Genomic DNA, 16,176 nt, shown 5'->3' with positions numbered 1-16,176 from the left:
TGGCCGCCAGGAGCGGCACGCCCTAAAATGCCCGCCTGTTTCGCGGAGCTTCCGATGCAAGACGACGACATTTCCCTGTTCAAGGCCGAGCTGCGCGGCGTCAAGCCGATCAAGCACGACCGTGCCGACACCGGCAAACCCAAACCCGACCGCAAGCAGTTCACGACCTTGCGCCAGGCGGCAACCATCAGCCAGGGCGAGACCAAGGTGGACGGCCTGTCCGACCAGTTCGTCATCGACGTCGGCGCCGAGGACCCGCTCTACTGGGCCGGCAATGGCGTGCAGGAAGGGCAGATGCGCAAGCTCAAGCTCGGCCAGATTCCCTTCGACGGCAGCCTCGACCTGCACGGCATGAGTGTCGAGAAAGCGCGTGACACGCTGTGGGAGTTCCTCGCCGAAGCCGCCAGGCTAGAGGTGCGCTGCGTGCGCGTGACCCATGGCAAGGCGGTGCGCATGGACGGGCGCAAGCCGATGATCAAGAGTCATGTGAACACTTGGCTGCGCCAGCACCCGCAAGTGCTGGGCTTCACCTCTTGTCAGGCCAAGCACGGTGGCACCGGCGCCGTGTATATCCTGCTCAAGCGCACCATGATGGATGGCCGCGACGAGTAACCTGCGTCGCATTGGCACCTGACGCTCTTGTCAGGCCCCTGACGGCGCCCTACCCTGCGCCCTTCGATACCCAACAGGATTTTCCATGTCCCTGGAACAACACTACACAGCGATCCTCGGCCAGCTCGGCGAAGACGCCACCCGCGAAGGTCTGCTGGATACGCCCAAGCGCGCCGCCAAGGCCATGCAGTACCTCTGCCGCGGCTACCAGCAGACGCTGGAGGAAGTCACCAACGGCGCGCTGTTCAGCTCCGACAACAGCGAAATGGTGCTGGTCAAGAACATCGAGCTGTACTCGCTGTGCGAGCACCACATGTTGCCGTTCATCGGCAAGGCCCATGTCGCCTACATCCCCAACGGCAAGGTGCTCGGCCTGTCCAAGGTGGCGCGCATCGTCGACATGTACGCCCGGCGCCTGCAGATCCAGGAGAACCTCAGCCGCCAGATCGCCGAAGCGGTCGCGCAGGTCACCGGTGCCCTCGGCGTGGCGGTGGTCATCGAAGCGCAGCACATGTGCATGATGATGCGCGGCGTGGAGAAGCAGAACTCTTCCATGGTCACCTCGGTGATGCTCGGCGAATTCCGCACCAACCCGGCGACTCGCGGCGAATTCCTCAATCTGGTTCGCTGATCCCGCTCAAGACGACGGCCGCTCACTTCGGTGAACGGCCGTCGGCATTTCAGGAGTTAGAAAGATGTTGCTCAAAGCCCTTCGTATCGGCCTGGGCCAGCTGGTCGTGTTCGTTGACTGGATCAGCCGCCCGCGCAAGCTCAAGCGCAGCCCCGAGGCGCAAGCCGAAGTCGAGCGCGCCACGGCCAATCTGGCGCTGTACCAGTTCCACGCCTGCCCGTTCTGCGTCAAGGTCAGGCGCACCCTGCACCGCCTCAACCTGCCGGTACAACTGCGCGACGCCAAGCACGATGCCGAGCACCGCCAGGCGCTGGAGCAGCAAGGCGGACGCATCAAGGTGCCGTGCCTGCGCATCGAGGAAAACGGCCAGAGCACCTGGCTGTACGAGTCCAAGGCGATCATCGCCTATCTGGATCAGCGCTTCGCCGCTTGAGGATCGCAGAGGCCAAGGTGCGCATGGCGCACCCTACGGTTGGTGTCGACGGATGTAGGGTGCGCCGTGCGCACCGGGATCGTATCGCTCAGTTCGTAGCCCGGATGCAATCCGGGAGGTCGTAGAGCGGGTTCACCCGCCCTACGCTTCAATGCCGTAGCTCTTGAGCTGCTCGAGAAACTGCGCTTCATCCAGCACCTTCACCCCCAGCTCGCTGGCCTTGGCCAGCTTCGAGCCGGCGCCGGGGCCGGCGACCACGCAGTGGGTCTTGGCCGACACCGAACCGGCCACCTTGGCACCCAGGCTTTCCAGCTTTTCCTTGGCGACGTCGCGGCTCATCACCTCCAGGGTGCCGGTCAGCACCCAGGTCTGGCCGGCCAAAGGCAGACCTTCGGCGACCTTCTTCTCGCTTTCCCAGTGCATGCCGAACTCGCGCAGCTGCTGCTCGATGGCGCGGGCACGCTGGGCGTTGGCCGTCTCGTCGAAGAACTCGCGCACCGCCTTGGCCTGCCTCTCGGGCAGTGCCTGGCGCATGTCCAGCCAGTCGCCATTGAGCACGCCTTCCAGGCTGCCGAAGCGCTCGGCCAGCTTCTGCGCCGCTCCCGGGCCGACAGTGGGAATGTTCAGCTTGTCGAGCATGCCGCCGAGCGTGGCCACGGCGGAGAACTCGGCGCTCAGCTCGCCTTCGTCCTGCAACTCGAGGCCGCACTCGCCGAGCAAGGCGCTGATCACCTGCTGGTTGTGCGCATCCTCGAAGAAGCTGTGGATCTCGTGGGCCACTTCCAGGCCGATATCCGGCAGGTAGGTGAGCACCTCGGGCAGCGCCTGACGCACACGCTCCAGCGAGGCCAGCGAACGGGCCAGCACCTTGGCCGTTTCCTCGCCCACGTCGGGAATGCCGAGGGCATAGATGAAACGCGCCAGGCTCGGCCGCTTGCTGTTCTCGATGGCTGCCAGCAGCTTGTTGCTGGAAACCTCGGCAAAGCCTTCCAGACCGATGATCTGCTCGAAGCTCAGCTTGTACAGGTCGGCCGGCGAGCCGATCAGCTTCTCGTCCACCAGTTGCTCGATGGTCTTGTCGCCGAGGCCCTCGATATCCATGGCGCGACGCGAGACGAAATGGATGATCGCCTGCTTGAGCTGCGCCTGGCAGCTCAGCCGGCCGACGCAGCGGTATACCGAACCTTCGCTGACGCTGGCCTTGCCCTTGCTGCGTTTGATCAGTTGCGTGCGCTCCACCGCCGAGCCGCACACCGGGCACTGCTCGGGGATATGCACGGGCCGCGCATCGGCCGGGCGACGCTCGGGCACCACCGCCATCACCTGCGGGATCACGTCGCCGGCGCGGCGGATGATCACCGTGTCGCCGATCATCACACCCAGGCGCGCCACTTCGTCCATGTTGTGCAGGGTGGCGTTGGCCACCATCACGCCCGCCACCTTGACCGGCTTGAGCCGCGCCACCGGGGTGACTGCACCGGTGCGCCCCACCTGAAACTCCACGTCGAGCAGTTCGGTGAGCTCTTCCTGCGCAGGGAACTTGTGGGCGATGGCCCAGTGCGGCGTGCGCGCGCGAAAGCCCAGCTGCTGCTGATCCTCGATATTGTTGACCTTGAACACCACGCCATCGATGTCATAGGCCAGGCTCATGCGCCGCTGACCGATATCGCGGTAGTAATCCAGGCAGGCCTCCACACCCTTGGCCAGTTTCAGCTCGCGACTGATCGGAATGCCCCAGGCCTTGAGCTGTTGCAACATGGCCACTTGAGTGCCCGGCAGCTCGCCGCTGACCTGGCCAACGCCATAGCAGCAGAACTCCAGCGGGCGGCTGGCGGTGATCTTCGGGTCGAGCTGGCGCAGGCTGCCGGCGGCGGCGTTGCGCGGGTTGGCGAAGGTCTTGCCGCCGGCCTCGGCCTGGCGTGCATTGAGCTCCTCGAAGCCGGCCTTGGGCATGAATACTTCGCCACGCACTTCCAGCACCTGCGGCCAGCCATCGCCCTGCAGCTTGAGTGGCACGTTGCGGATAGTGCGCACATTGGCGCTGATGTCCTCGCCGGTGCTGCCATCGCCGCGCGTGGCGCCGCGCACCAGTTGGCCATTCTCGTAGCGCAGGCTGACGGCCAGGCCATCGAGCTTGGGTTCGCAACTGTACTCGAGCTCGGCGCCGCCGCCGAACAGGTCCCCGCCAGCGAGGCCCAGGCCGCTCTGTACGCTGCGGTCGAAGGCGCGCAGGTCGTCTTCCTCGAAGGCGTTGCCCAGGCTGAGCATCGGCACTTCATGGCGCACCTCGCCGAAGGCGCTGAGCGCCTCACCACCGACGCGCTGGGTCGGCGACTCGGGCGTGACCAGCTCCGGATGCTCGGCTTCCAGCGCCTGCAGCTCGCGGAACAGACGGTCGTACTCGGCGTCGGGCACGCTCGGTTCGTCCAGCACGTAGTAACGGTAGTTGTGCGCATCCAGTTCGTTGCGCAGTTCGGAAATACGTTGGGCGGCGTCGGTCATGCTCGGTCTCTCAAACGAAAAGAGCAGCCTTGGCTGCTCTCTTTTGACTTCGTGTACGGGTCAGCGTTTCTGTGTCAGCTGCCGGCGCTCGAACTCGACGATGCGCTGGCGGTAATGTTCGATGGTCTGCGCGGTCATCACGCTGCGCTGGTCATCCTTCAGCTCGCCGCCCAGTTCGTGGGCCAGCTTGCGGGCAGCTGCGACCATCACGTCGAAGGCCTGCTTGGGATGACGCGGACCGGGCAGGCTGAGGAAGAAGCTCACCGCGCGAGTGCTGAAGCCTTCGATATCGTCCAGATCGAAAGTACCGGGCTTGAGCGCGTTGGCCATGGAGAACAGGACCTCGCCGTTACCGGCCATGCTCTCGTGACGATGGAAGATGTCCATTTCGCCGAAGCGCAGACCGCTTTCCAGGATGTTCTGCAGCAATGCCGGGCCCTTGAAGCCGAGGTCGTCGCGGGCAACGACGTTGATCACCAGCACTTCCTCCACCGGCGCGGCTTCGGCCGAGGGCTTGGCGGATTTCTTCGGCTCCTGGGGTTTGTCGTCGACCGGATTGAGCAGAGTCGGTACCGGCTCGTCGACGGCCAGATTGAGGTCGCCCTGCTGCGGTTCGTTGCGCGAGCGGCGCGGCAGCTCCTTGGCGCTCATCGAGGGCAGATCGTCCTCGTCCAGTTGCGGCTCCATCTCACGCTTGACCACACGCGGCGGGCTGAGCAGGTCGGGGTCGCTGTCATCGTCGGGCATGTTGGCGAAGCTGCGGTCGAGCTTGAACTTGAGCCTGCCCTTGCCACCGCGCATGCGGCGCCAGCCGTCGAAGAGAATGCCAGCGATAACGATGATGCCAATAACGATCAGCCATTCGCGCAGACCGAATTCCATGAAATACCCGACCCCTAAAAATTCTGGTGAAAAAAAGATCCAATCAACCGGATCACAACTTGACTATAAAACGCGACGCCAACTCCATGTTCTATCTGACGTTTTCCGCGTGTAACAAAAGTGGGCAATAAGCTAGCACGACGAAAGGCAACTTTACACAGGCAGACGCATCAGCTCTCCACCATCGCCAGCGCCTCTTCGACATCCACCGCCACCAGGCGCGAGCAGCCCGGCTCGTGCATGGTGACCCCCATCAGTTGATCGGCCATTTCCATGGCGATCTTGTTGTGAGTGATGTAGATGAACTGCACCGTCGCCGACATTTCCTTGACCAGACGCGCATAGCGACCCACGTTGGCGTCGTCCAGCGGCGCATCCACTTCATCCAACATGCAGAACGGCGCCGGATTAAGCTGGAAGATGGAAAACACCAGCGCCAACGCCGTCAGCGCTTTCTCTCCACCGGAGAGCAAATGAATGGTGCTGTTCTTCTTGCCCGGGGGCCGCGCCATGATGGTTACACCGGTATCGAGTAAATCTTCGCCGGTGAGTTCCAAATAAGCGTTGCCGCCACCGAAAACTTTTGGAAAGAGTGCCTGCAAACCGCCATTGATCTGATCGAAGGTGTCCTTGAAACGATTGCGCGTTTCCTTGTCGATCTTGCGGATGACGTTTTCCAGGGTTTCCAGGGCCTCGACCAGATCCGCGTCCTGCGCATCCAGGTAGCGCTTGCGCTCGGACTGCTGCTGATACTCGTCGATGGCTGCCAGGTTGATCGGCCCGAGCCGGGCGATGCGTGCGGCCATGCGCTCCAGCTCTTCTTCCCAGGCGCTTTCCGTGGCCTCGGCCGGCAGGGTGGCGATCACCCCGTGCAGGTCGTAATTGTCCTCGGCGAGCTGGTCGGCCAGGGCCTTGCGTCGCACGTTGAGCGACTGCCAGTCCATGCGCTGCTGCTCGAGCTGGCTGCGCAGCATCTGCGCCTGCTGCTCGGCCTGGGTACGGCGCTTCTCGGCATCGCGCAGTTCGCGGTCGGCATCTTCCAGCGCCAGGCGCGCCTGGCGCAGTTCCTCGTCCACCGCCATGCGCCGCTCGAGCAGCTCCTCGAGCTTGATGCGCAGCTCTTCCAGAGGCGCCTCGCCCTCTTCCAGATTCAGCGACAACTGCTCACGCCGCTCGTGCAGGCGCTCGGCCTGCATCTCCAGACGCTCCAGCGCCTGGCGGGTGGAGTCGTGCTGCGCCTTGAGCGAACCGACCCGTACCGCCAGCTGGTGAGCGTGATCCTTGTGCTGACGCGCTTCCTGGCGCACACGGTCGAGGCGCTCACGCAGGCTGTCGCGGCTGGCCAGCAGACTTTCGCGCTGCTCGTTATCCAGCGCCATGGCGTCCAATGCATCCTGCAGTTGCAGGCGCGCTTCGCCCAGTTGCTCCTGCTCGATCTCGCGCTGCTCGGCCGCTTCCTGCAGTTCGTCCTGCAGACGGCGGCGACGCAGTCCCAACTGCTCGGCCTTGGCCTGGCTGGCGGACAGGCGCGCCTTTAGCTCGCTCACCTGGCGCGCCAGTTCCTGGCCTTGGCGGCGTTGCTGCTCGCGTTGTTCTTCCTGGCGGCGTTGCTCGTCGCGTAGCGCCATCAGGCGTTCATCCAGCTGCGCCAGGGCCGCTTCGCGCTCCTCGCGCTCAAGCTGTAGGCGTTCCAGTTCCTGGCCGCGGGCCAGTACACCGCTGTCCGCCTCGGCGGCGCGGCGTACGCGCAGAAAATGCCGGCCGACCCAGTAGCCGTCGCGGCTGATCAGGCTTTCGCCATCGGCCAGCTGCGCGCGAGCCGCCAGAGCCTGCTCCAGCGACTCCACCGGGCGCACACTGGCTAGCCAGGGCGACAGATCGTGGCTCGACTCGATCTTGTCCAGCAGGCTGCCGGCGCGACGGCCACCAGCGGTGCCCGGGCTGGCCAGGCGCAGCTCGCCCTGCTCCAGGCTGGCAAAATCCAGCCCGGCGAAATCGTCCAGCAGCACGGCCTGCAGGTCAGCGCCGAGCACGGTTTCCACCGCCAGCTCCCAGCCGGCTTCCACGCGCAGCCCTTCGGCCAGGCGCGGACGCTGCAGCAGGTTCTGCTCGCGCAGCCAGTCGCCTGCGCCCTGCCCGGGATCGAGCGCGGCCTGTTGCAGGGCCTCCAGTGACGCCAGACGGCCGTTCAGCCGCTGCAGTTCACCCTGAGCCTGCTGCTGCGCCTGGCCGGCTTGCTGCAACTCCTCGCGCAATTGCTGCAGGCGCTCGGCCTGCTGCTCTTCGGCCAGCTGCAGGGCTTCGTGCTCCAGCTCTCCGGCGGCGAGCTGTTCGTTCAGTTCGAGAATGGCGGCGTCTTCGGGGTCGGCCGCCAATTGCTGCAGCTCTTCGTTCAGTCGGCGCTGGCGTTCGGCCAGGCGCTCCAGGCTCTGCTCCAGCTGGGCGATGCGCAACTGCTGCACCTCGGCCTGGCGACGCGGCTCGGCGCTGCGCTGGTTGAAACCGTCCCATTGCTCCTGCCAGCCATGCATGGCGGCCTCGGCCTCTTCCAGGCCGGCGGCGGACTCCTCGGCAGCGGCGGTGGTCAGCTCCTGCTCGGGCAGGAGCATCTCCAGCTCTTCGCCCAGAGTGGCCAGCAGGGTGCGGTCATGGCCAAGGTGCGATTCGGTTTCCAGGCGCGCCTTTTCCGCCTCGCGCAGGTCGTCCTGCAACTGGCGCAGACGCTGCTGGCCATGCTGGATGCTCTGCTCGACGCGAGCGATATCGCCACCCACGGAATAGAAGCGGCCCTGCACCAGGTTGAACCGTTCGGAGAGTTCGTGATGGCCATCGCGCAGGCGCTCGATGGCGGCATCGGCACTGCGCTGCTCGGCCACCAACGCCTCGAAGGCCACTTCCTGGTCGCCGATCACCTGCTCGCGGCTGCCGACCTGCTGATTCAGGGTCTGCCAGCGCAGGGCCAGCAGCTGGGCCTTGAGCTGACGCTCCTCGGCCTTGTATTCCTGGTACTTCTCCGCCGCCTGGGCCTGACGGTGCAGACGTTCGAGCTGGCGCTCCAGCTCCTCGCGCAGGTCGGTCAGGCGCGCCAGGTTTTCCTGGGTGCGGCGGATACGGTTCTCGGTCTCGCGGCGGCGCTCCTTGTACTTGGAGATGCCGGCGGCTTCCTCGATGAAATTGCGCAGCTCCTCGGGCTTGGCCTCGATCAGCTTGCTGATCATGCCCTGCTCGATGATCGAGTAACTGCGCGGCCCCAGGCCGGTGCCGAGGAAGATATCGGTGATATCGCGGCGACGGCACTTGGTGCCGTTGAGGAAATAGGTGTTCTGCCCGTCGCGAGTCACCCGGCGGCGGATAGAAATCTCGGCGAAGGCGGCGTATTCGCCCACCAGCGAGTTGTCGCTGTTGTCGAAGATCAGCTCGATGGAGGCCTGGGTCACCGGCTTGCGCGTGTTGGAGCCGTTGAAGATGACGTCGGTCATCGACTCGCCACGGAGGTTCTTCGCCGAACTTTCACCCATCACCCAGCGAACGGCGTCGATGATGTTGGACTTGCCGCAACCGTTGGGCCCGACCACCGCCGCCATGTTGCTGGGAAAGCTCACCGTCGTCGGATCGACGAAGGACTTGAAGCCGGCCAGCTTGATGCTTTTCAGGCGCATCTGGGCTTAGCGCTCGGCCAGGGTCGCCAGCACCAGCTGGCAGTTGTGCTGACCGTAGGCCTGCAGCACTTCGCGGGCGCGGGCGTGATCGCGGGCGATGATCGCCTGCAGCAGGCTGGCGAAGGTGTTCATGAACTGACCCATCTCGCCTTTGCGCCGCTCCAGCGCCAGGTGGTAGGTGCGGCTGATGGCCGGCAGCAGGTTCTCCAGAGTTTCCTGCAGGTAGGGGTTGTCGGCGAAGGGGAAGGCGGCGCGCATGACGTCGAAGCTGTTCTCGACGAAGGCGCCGATATCGCTGCGCTCGAGGCTGTCCTGCAGACGTCGCTGGATATCGAGGAAGGGCGCCAGATCGGTTTCGGCCTGCCAGCGGTCGGCCACCGCGCGCGCCAGCAGGATGTACAGCTCGATCACCAGGCCGTAGAGGCTCTGCACCTTGTGCGGAGTCAGTTCGGTGACCTGGGCGCCGCGGCGCGGCAGGATCACGATCAGGTGGCGGCGCTCGAGAATCAGCAGCGCCTCGCGCACGGAACCACGGCTGACATTGAGCGCCTGGGTGACCTTCTGCTCCTGGATGCGCTCGCGTTCCTTGAGCTCACCGCGAATGATGCGTTCGGCCAGGTAATGGGCAATTTGCTCGGCGAGGCTGTCCGGGGCCTTGAACGTCATGACATTCCTTATTTGCGTCGATCCAGGGGCGGGCGGTCGAGTCTGGGAGCCCCGCCACGGCTGGGCGGGAGCCAAAAAAACTGGCGGCGAGTGTAACACAGGGTGTTACCGGGCCAAGCGTCCGGGCGCGGTGCTTTCCGTTCGAAAGGTCGGGCTGTCAGGGGTAGTCGCAGAAGACGATTGTCCTACAATCCTACCAATGCATTCATAACAAGAATCAAGCGGAGCCCCCATGTTCGAACGCCTGCCCTCGCACTGGATGATCGCACTGAAGAAAGTCGGCTACTGGATCTGGCTGATCCCGGTACTCGGCATACCCCTCAGCTACTACTGGTCGCTGGGCAGCGCGCACGCCGATGCCTGGGCCTGGCTGGTGATCACGGTGGTGTTCGGCGTCATTCCGCTGCTGGATTTCGTCGTGGGTCGCGACCCGGCCAACCCGGACGAACGCGAGGAAGTACCGGCGCTTGAGGCTCAGGGCTACTACCGCCTGCTGAGCCTGGCGACAGTGCCGCTGCTGCTGGCGATGCTGATCTGGAGCGGCTGGATTTTCGTCAGTTACGAAGGCTGGAGCTGGGTCGGCCAGCTCGGCTGGGTGCTGTCGGTCGGCACGGTGATGGGGGCCATCGGCATCACCGTGTCGCACGAGCTGATCCACAAGGATCCGCGTCTGGAACAGAATGCCGGGGGCCTGCTGCTGGCGGCGGTGTGCTACGCCGGCTTCAAGGTGGAGCATGTACGCGGCCACCACGTGCACGTATCCACGCCCGAGGACGCCTCCTCCTCGCGCTTCGGCCAGAGCCTGTACGCCTTTCTGCCGCACGCCTACAAGCACAACTTCCTCAACGCCTGGAAGCTGGAGGCCGAGCGCCTGGGGCGCCGCGGCCTGCCGGCCCTGCACTGGCGCAACGAACTGATCTGGTGGTACGCAATAAGCGCGCTGTTGCTGCTCGGCTTCACCCTGGCCTTAGGCGCACTCGGCGCGCTGTTCTTCCTCGGCCAGGCGGTGATGGCCTTCACCCTGCTGGAGATCGTCAACTACGTCGAGCATTACGGCCTGCACCGGCGGAAACTGGACAACGGCCGCTACGAGCGCACCAATCCGCACCATTCATGGAACAGCAACTTCCTGCTTACCAACCTGTTCCTGTTCCACCTGCAGCGTCACTCCGATCACCACGCCTACGCCAAACGCCGTTATCAGGTATTGCGCCATTTCGACGACAGCCCGCAGTTGCCCAATGGCTATGCGGGGATGATCGTACTCGCCCTCTTCCCGCCGCTGTGGCGCGCGGTGATGGACCCCAAGGTCCGCGCCTACTACGCCGGCGAGGAACATCAGCTGAGCGAATCGCAGCTGACGTAAGCCCTGAGCCACCCTCCCCATCCCAACCCCGGCAGCGCAGGCTCCCGGGGTTTTGTTTTGGCTATGTCGTATTTGCTTGTTGATGCAGCGATTTGGCTTTGTAGGGTGCGCCGTGCGCACCTGCTGCTTAGTTGAACAGCGGTGCGCATGGCGCACCCTACCCTCTGGCAGCGCCTGCGCTGGCATGAAAGTCGCTACGCTGAACGCATGGCGGCCTCATAACCGATTTGCATGACAAGCAGCTGACCACAGGGTCAAATATTTGTTGACCCAAAAGTCAGAAAACTCTAGATTGACCCCATGGCAGCCCGCGCCAGGGCCCTGCAGTGCGTGCATCACCTGGCCAGCCAACCGAGTCATAACAATAAAGTGCCTGGAGGTCGTCCTTGATCCAGTTTTTACTCAACCGGGAGCTGCGCACCGAGCATGCCCTGGACCCCAACGTCACCGTGCTCAACTATCTGCGTGAGCACGTTGGCAAGACCGGAACCAAGGAAGGCTGCGCCTCCGGCGACTGCGGTGCCTGCACCGTGGTGGTGGGCGAGCTCGATGGCGAGCGCGTGCGCTATCGCACCCTCAACTCCTGCCTGACCTTCGTCTCCAGCCTGCACGGCAAACAGCTGATCACCGTCGAAGACCTCAAGCATCAGGGCAAGCTGCACAGCGTGCAGCAGGCGATGGTCGACTGCCATGGCTCGCAGTGCGGCTTCTGCACCCCCGGCTTCATCATGTCGCTGTTCGCCCTGCAGAAGAACTCCACCGGCTTCGACAAGGGCGCCACGCTGGAAGCCCTGGCCGGCAATCTGTGCCGCTGCACCGGCTACCGCCCGATCATCGACGCCGCCGAGCAGGCCTGCTGCCAGAAGCAGCCGGACCAGTTCGACGCCTTCGAAGCCGACACCGTGGCCCGGCTCAAGGCCATCGCCCCGCGCGAAACCGCCGAGCTCAACAGCGGCGACAAGCGCTGCCTGGTGCCGCTGACCGTGGCCGACCTGGCCGACCTCTACACCGCCAACCCGGAAGCCCGCCTGCTCGCCGGCGGTACCGACCTGGCCCTGGAAGTCACCCAGTTCCACCGTGAACTGCCGGTGATGATCTACGTCGGCCATATCGAGGATATGAAGCGCATCGAAGTGACCGACAGCGCCATCGAAATCGGCGCTGCCGCGGCGCTGTCCGACTGCTACGAAGCGCTGTCGCGCGAGTACCCGGACTTCGGCGAGCTGCTGCACCGTTTCGCCTCGCTGCAGATCCGCAACCAGGGCACCCTGGGCGGCAATATCGGCAACGCCTCGCCCATCGGTGACGCCCCGCCGCTGCTGATCGCCCTCGGCGCGCAGATCGCCCTGCGCCGGGGCAACACCCGACGCATCCTGCCGCTGCAGGACTACTTCCTCGACTACAAGGTGACCGCCCGCCAGGAAGCCGAATTCATCGAGAAGATCATCGTGCCGCGCTCCCAGGCCAACCAGGCGTTCCGCGCCTACAAGGTGTCCAAGCGCCTGGACGACGACATCTCCGCCGTCTGCGCGGCCTTCAACCTGACTATCGTCGACGGCGTGGTGACAGACGCGCGCATCGCCTTCGGCGGCATGGCCGCCATCCCCAAACGCGCCAGCGCCTGCGAAGCGGCCCTGGTCGGCTCGGCCTGGTATCCCGGCGTGATCGAACGCGCCTGCGAAGCACTGGGCGAGGACTTCACCCCGCTGTCGGATTTCCGCGCCAGCAAGGAATACCGCCTGCTCACTGCCCAGAACCTGCTGCGCAAGTTCTTCCTGGAACAGCAGTCACCCGAAATCGAAACCCGGGTCACGGCTTACGCCTGAGCGCGCAGCATTTTTTTGGAGACGAAGATGTCCAGTCATATCGAACACAAATCCCAGGAAGAGCTGGCCGCCCTGTTCCGCGCCGGCATGACCAGCGGCGTCGGCCGCAGCGTCAAGCACGAGAGCGCGGACAAGCATGTCACCGGCGAGGCGGTCTATGTCGACGACCGTCTGGAATTCCCCAACCAGTTGCACGTCTATGCGCGCCAGTCGGATCGCGCCCATGCGCGCATCCTGCGCATCGACACCCGCCCCTGCTACGAGTTTCCGGGCGTGGCCATCGCCATCACCAAGGACGATGTACCGGGCCAGCTGGATATCGGCCCGGTAGTTGCCGGCGACCCGCTGCTGGCCGACGGCAAGGTCGAGTACGTTGGCCAGGTGGTGCTGGCAGTGGCCGCCGACAGCCTGGAGACCGCACGCAAGGCGGCCATGGCCGCGATCGTCGAGTACGAGGACCTGGAGCCGGTGCTCGATGTGGTCGAGGCCTACCGCAAGAAGCATTTCGTGCTCGCCAGCCACACCCACCGCATCGGTGACTCGGCCAGCAAGCTGGCCAGCGCCCCGCGTCGCCTGCAGGGCAGCCTGCATATCGGCGGCCAGGAGCACTTCTACCTGGAAACCCAGATTTCCTCGGTGATGCCCACCGAAGACGGCGGCATGCTGGTCTACACCTCGACGCAGAACCCCACCGAGGTGCAGAAGCTGGTGGCCGAGGTGCTCGGCGTGCCGATGAACAAGGTCGTCATCGACATGCGCCGCATGGGCGGTGGTTTCGGCGGCAAGGAAACCCAGGCCGCCGGCCCAGCGTGCCTGTGCGCGGTGATCGCCCACCTCACCGGCCGGCCGACCAAGATGCGTCTGCCGCGCATGGAAGACATGAGCATGACCGGCAAGCGTCACCCCTTCTATGTCGAGTACGACGTCGGCTTCGATAACGACGGCCTGCTGCATGGCATCGAGATGGACCTGGCCGGCAACTGCGGCTACTCACCGGACCTGTCCGGCTCCATCGTCGACCGCGCCATGTTCCACTCCGACAATGCCTACTTCCTCGGCAACGCCACCATCAACGGTCATCGCTGCAAGACCAACACCGCCTCGAACACCGCCTACCGCGGCTTCGGCGGCCCGCAGGGCATGGTCGCCATCGAGGAAGTGATGGACGCCGTCGCACGCAGCCTGGGCAAGGACCCGCTGGAAGTGCGCAAGCTCAACTACTACGGCAAGACCGAGCGCAACGTCACCCACTACCACCAGACCGTCGAGCACAACGTCATCCACGAGATGACCGCCGAGCTGGAGCAGAGCTGCGAGTACGCCAAGCGCCGTGAAGAAATCCGCGCCTTCAATGCCAAGAGTCCTGTGTTGAAGAAAGGCCTGGCCATGACCCCGGTGAAATTCGGCATCAGCTTCACCGCCACCTTCCTCAACCAGGCCGGCGCGCTGATCCATATCTACACCGACGGCTCGATCCACCTGAACCACGGCGGCACCGAGATGGGCCAGGGCCTCAACACCAAGGTCGCCCAGGTCGTCGCCGAAGTGTTCCAAGTCGATATCGAGCGCATCCAGATCACCGCCACCAACACCGACAAGGTGCCCAACACCTCGCCGACCGCCGCATCCAGCGGCGCCGACCTCAACGGCATGGCGGCGAAGAACGCAGCCGAAACCATCAAGCAGCGCCTGGTGGACTTCCTGGTGCGCGAGTACAAGGTCACCCCGGAAGATGTGGAATTCCGCAACGGCCAGGTGCGCGTGCGCGACCACTTCCTGTCCTTCGAGGAGATGATCCAGAAGGCCTACTTCGGTCAGGTCTCGCTGTCTTCCACCGGCTTCTACCGTACGCCGAAGATCTACTACGACCGCGACAAGGCGGCCGGCCGCCCCTTCTATTACTACGCCTACGGCGTGGCTTGCGTGGAAGTGCTGGTGGACACCCTGACCGGCGAATACCGCATGCTGCGTGGCGACATCCTGCATGACGTCGGCGATTCGCTGAACCCGGCCATCGACATCGGCCAGGTTGAAGGCGCCTTCGTCCAGGGCATGGGCTGGCTGACCACCGAGGAGCTGGTGTGGAACGCCAAGGGCAAGCTGATGACCAACGGCCCGGCCAGCTACAAGATCCCGGCCATCGCCGACATGCCCATCGACCTGCGCGTGAAGCTGGTGGAGAACCGCAAGAACCCGGAAGACACCGTGTTCCACTCCAAGGCCGTGGGCGAGCCGCCCTTCATGCTCGGCATCGCCGCCTGGTGCGCCTTGAAGGACGCCGTGGCCAGCCTGGCCGACTACAAGGTGCAACCGCAGATCGACGCCCCGGCCACGCCTGAGCGCGTGCTCTGGGGTGTGGAACAGATGCGCAAGCTGAAGACGACGGCCAAGGCTGCCAGCGCTGCCGAGGTTGAACCGGCGTAACACGATCGGCTCCCTCTCCCATTCATGGGAGAGGGTTGGGGAGAGGGAGGCTCGGACGACTCGATCGAACAGGCCACCCTCTCCCCCGCCCCTCTCCCGCAAGCGGGAGAGGGGTGAACAGCCATGTAGTTCGAATTAAACAGGTGTACAACAATGACAAAACACACCGAACCGAATAACCGCCCCGCTCGCCCGGCGCCGGAGCCGATTCTCGATCCGTCGCCGAGCAACTGGCGCCTGCCGCGCCCGGGACAGACCACGCCTTCCTGGAGGCTGAGCAAATGAGCTGGATCAGTGCCCTCGCCGAGCTGCAGCAAAAAGGTGAAGCCTGCGTGCTGGTGACCATCATCGAAGAACGCGGCTCGACGCCGCGCAATGCCGGCTCGAAGATGGTGGTCACCGCCGAGCGCATCTTCGAGACCATCGGCGGCGGCCATCTGGAATACAAGGCCATGGAAATGGCCCGCGAGATGCTCGCCAGCCGCAGCCAGGACACTCGCCTGGAGCGCTTCTCCCTCGGCGCCAGCCTGGGCCAGTGCTGCGGCGGCACCACCGTGCTGCTGTTCGAGCCCATGGGCCAGCCCCAGGCGCAGATCGCCGTGTTCGGCGCCGGCCATGTCGGTCGCGCGCTGGTACCGCTGCTCGCCAGCCTGCCGTGCAAGGTGCGCTGGATCGACTCGCGGGAAAACGAATTTCCCGAGCACATCCCCGCCGGCGTGGAGAAGATCGTGGGTGACGAGGTGGTCGACGAGGTGGAGAACATGCCGCCCGGCAGCTACTACATCGTCATGACCCACAACCACCAGCTCGACCTGGAGCTGACCGCGGCGATCCTCAAACGCGGCGACTTCGCCTACTACGGCCTGATCGGCTCGAAGACCAAGCGCGTCAAATTCGAGCACCGCCTGCGCGAACGCGGCTTCGCGGACACCCTGATGGCGCGCATGCGCTGCCCCATGGGCCTGCCCGAAGTGAAAGGCAAGCTGCCGGTGGAGATTGCCGTGTCCATCGCCGGCGAGGTGATCGCCACCTATAACGCCAGCTTCGGCCAGGACGCGAAGAAGGGTGAGTCCAGCGTCGCCAAGCTGTTGCCCGCCTCGCGCCGGTCCTGACTCTGCCTAATTCGCAGTGCGCCCAGTAGGGTGCGCCGCGCGCACCAATAACACCGCATTGCC

At 64.7% G+C, this 16,176-nt stretch carries 11 protein-coding genes; 7 read left to right on the top strand and 4 right to left on the bottom strand.

The annotated features are described in order from the left end of the window. The first annotated feature begins 54 nt into the window (after positions 1-54). From L1F06_RS09575 to L1F06_RS09565, 3 genes are all read left to right on the top strand, one after another. Entirely contained in the window at positions 55-612 is a 558-nt protein-coding gene (locus L1F06_RS09575; RefSeq protein ID WP_012018962.1) for a Smr/MutS family protein, read from the top strand. Between the two features lie 85 nt (positions 613-697). Next, positions 698-1,243, top strand: coding sequence for a GTP cyclohydrolase I FolE (gene folE, locus L1F06_RS09570; protein WP_003243798.1), 546 nt, complete (start codon positions 698-700; stop codon positions 1,241-1,243). A 64-nt stretch (positions 1,244-1,307) separates the two neighbouring features. Beyond that, on the top strand, positions 1,308-1,676 hold the full coding sequence (locus L1F06_RS09565) for a glutaredoxin family protein (protein WP_003243796.1): 369 nt from the start codon (positions 1,308-1,310) through the stop codon (positions 1,674-1,676). 141 nt (positions 1,677-1,817) lie between these two features. On the opposite strand, the gene ligA is transcribed toward L1F06_RS09565, so the two are convergent. From ligA to L1F06_RS09545, 4 genes are all read right to left on the bottom strand, one after another. Further along, positions 1,818-4,178, bottom strand: coding sequence for an NAD-dependent DNA ligase LigA (gene ligA, locus L1F06_RS09560; RefSeq protein WP_129483375.1), 2,361 nt, complete (start codon positions 4,176-4,178; stop codon positions 1,818-1,820). A gap of 60 nt (positions 4,179-4,238) precedes the next feature. After that, complete coding sequence (zipA, locus tag L1F06_RS09555; RefSeq protein WP_096826668.1) at positions 4,239-5,060, bottom strand: cell division protein ZipA; 822 nt, start codon at positions 5,058-5,060, stop codon at positions 4,239-4,241. Between the two features lie 170 nt (positions 5,061-5,230). Beyond that, a complete protein-coding gene (gene smc, locus L1F06_RS09550; protein ID WP_129483374.1) occupies positions 5,231-8,719 on the bottom strand; it encodes a chromosome segregation protein SMC in 3,489 nt (1,162 codons plus the stop codon). Positions 8,720-8,725: 6 nt separating this feature from the next. Further along, positions 8,726-9,385: a GntR family transcriptional regulator gene (locus L1F06_RS09545; protein ID WP_012018967.1), complete on the bottom strand. Its 660-nt coding sequence runs from the start codon at positions 9,383-9,385 to the stop codon at positions 8,726-8,728. 232 nt (positions 9,386-9,617) lie between these two features. On the opposite strand from L1F06_RS09545, the gene L1F06_RS09540 reads away from it, so the two are divergent. The 4 genes from L1F06_RS09540 (at position 9,618) to xdhC (ending at position 16,113) form a co-directional block, all read left to right on the top strand. Further along, positions 9,618-10,751: an alkane 1-monooxygenase gene (locus tag L1F06_RS09540; protein ID WP_129483373.1), complete on the top strand. Its 1,134-nt coding sequence runs from the start codon at positions 9,618-9,620 to the stop codon at positions 10,749-10,751. Between the two features lie 386 nt (positions 10,752-11,137). Further along, positions 11,138-12,577, top strand: a complete 1,440-nt coding sequence (xdhA, locus tag L1F06_RS09535; protein ID WP_129483372.1) for a xanthine dehydrogenase small subunit — start codon at positions 11,138-11,140, stop codon at positions 12,575-12,577. Between the two features lie 27 nt (positions 12,578-12,604). Beyond that, on the top strand, positions 12,605-15,001 hold the full coding sequence (xdhB, locus tag L1F06_RS09530; protein WP_129483371.1) for a xanthine dehydrogenase molybdopterin binding subunit: 2,397 nt from the start codon (positions 12,605-12,607) through the stop codon (positions 14,999-15,001). Positions 15,002-15,282: 281 nt separating this feature from the next. Beyond that, the gene (gene xdhC, locus L1F06_RS09525; RefSeq protein WP_129483370.1) at positions 15,283-16,113 is read left to right on the top strand and encodes a xanthine dehydrogenase accessory protein XdhC; all 831 of its coding nucleotides are present in this window, start codon (positions 15,283-15,285) and stop codon (positions 16,111-16,113) included. The last annotated feature ends 63 nt before the right edge of the window (positions 16,114-16,176 follow it).

The organism is Pseudomonas hydrolytica (assembly GCF_021495345.1).
In the GTDB taxonomy this organism is placed as follows: Bacteria; Pseudomonadota; Gammaproteobacteria; order Pseudomonadales; family Pseudomonadaceae; genus Aquipseudomonas; species Aquipseudomonas hydrolytica.
This window is presented reverse-complemented; position numbering and strand designations above follow the sequence as displayed.

Coding starts and splice junctions, on each gene's coding strand:
- smc (WP_129483374.1), bottom strand. CDS start 8,719: ATGCGCCTGAAAAGCATCAAGCTGGCCGGCTTCAAGTCCTTCGTCGAT.
- folE (WP_003243798.1), top strand. CDS start 698: ATGTCCCTGGAACAACACTACACAGCGATCCTCGGCCAGCTCGGCGAA.
- xdhC (WP_129483370.1), top strand. CDS start 15,283: ATGAGCTGGATCAGTGCCCTCGCCGAGCTGCAGCAAAAAGGTGAAGCC.
- ligA (WP_129483375.1), bottom strand. CDS start 4,178: ATGACCGACGCCGCCCAACGTATTTCCGAACTGCGCAACGAACTGGAT.
- xdhB (WP_129483371.1), top strand. CDS start 12,605: ATGTCCAGTCATATCGAACACAAATCCCAGGAAGAGCTGGCCGCCCTG.
- L1F06_RS09545 (WP_012018967.1), bottom strand. CDS start 9,385: ATGACGTTCAAGGCCCCGGACAGCCTCGCCGAGCAAATTGCCCATTAC.
- L1F06_RS09540 (WP_129483373.1), top strand. CDS start 9,618: ATGTTCGAACGCCTGCCCTCGCACTGGATGATCGCACTGAAGAAAGTC.
- L1F06_RS09575 (WP_012018962.1), top strand. CDS start 55: ATGCAAGACGACGACATTTCCCTGTTCAAGGCCGAGCTGCGCGGCGTC.
- zipA (WP_096826668.1), bottom strand. CDS start 5,060: ATGGAATTCGGTCTGCGCGAATGGCTGATCGTTATTGGCATCATCGTT.
- L1F06_RS09565 (WP_003243796.1), top strand. CDS start 1,308: ATGTTGCTCAAAGCCCTTCGTATCGGCCTGGGCCAGCTGGTCGTGTTC.